Source organism: Bartonella sp. AA2SXKL, assembly GCF_042197205.1.
GTDB lineage: Bacteria > Pseudomonadota > Alphaproteobacteria > Rhizobiales > Rhizobiaceae > Bartonella.
Genome location: NZ_JBHIRN010000113.1, coordinates 1 through 768, shown reverse-complemented (window position 1 = coordinate 768; position 768 = coordinate 1). Strand labels below are relative to the sequence as shown.

Annotated in this window: 1 protein-coding gene; it reads right to left on the bottom strand. The window is 43.9% G+C overall.

What is annotated here, in order from left to right:
• Positions 1–36: 36 nt before the first annotated feature.
• On the bottom strand, positions 37–768 hold a 732-nt coding region (locus ACFINS_RS10130; protein ID WP_375706192.1), incomplete at its 5' end, for an FAD-binding protein.

The following is a 768-nucleotide window of genomic DNA, read 5'->3' as shown; positions in this document are numbered from 1 at the left end:
TGGGAAGCTTAATTTGTACCATAATTCATTCTCCCCTTAGTAAACACGTTTTTTAGGTGCAATACGTTTTAAGTCGATACCCCCATCTGCTTCAGATGTTAAGGGATCAATATGGACAGGTCGATAGGACAAAGTCACCTTACCATCTTTTGACAAATGTGAAAGCGTATGTTTACGCCAATTTTTGTCATCACGCTCTGGATAATCTTCACGTGCATGCGCGCCTCGACTTTCTAAACGCGCTTCTGCAGAATAAACAGTGGTGATTGCATTGGCCATCAAATTCTCAAGTTCTAATGTTTCGACCAAATCAGAATTCCATATCAGAGAACGATCTGTGACTTTGAGATCAGCCAATTCACCCCAGATTTGACTTATCCGCTGGCATCCTTGTTGCAAAGAATCTTCTGTACGGAAGACAGCAGCATCTTCCTGCATAGTACGTTGCATTTTCTCACGCAATACGGCAGTTGGTATTGCCCCTTGCGCAAAGCGCAAACGATCAAAACGTGTCATAATTTCGTCAATAGCCACCTCATTAAGAGGTGGAATTTCCGCATTTCGATCAATCACTTCACCGGCACGAATTGCAGCGGCACGACCAAATACGACAAGATCAATCAATGAATTTGACCCCAAACGGTTAGCACCATGAACAGAAGCACAGCCAGCTTCTCCCACTGCCATCAAACCTGGTTGAACACGATCAGGTGAATCAGGTGTTGGATTAAGAACTTCTCCGTAGTAATTTGTGGGAATACCGCCCAT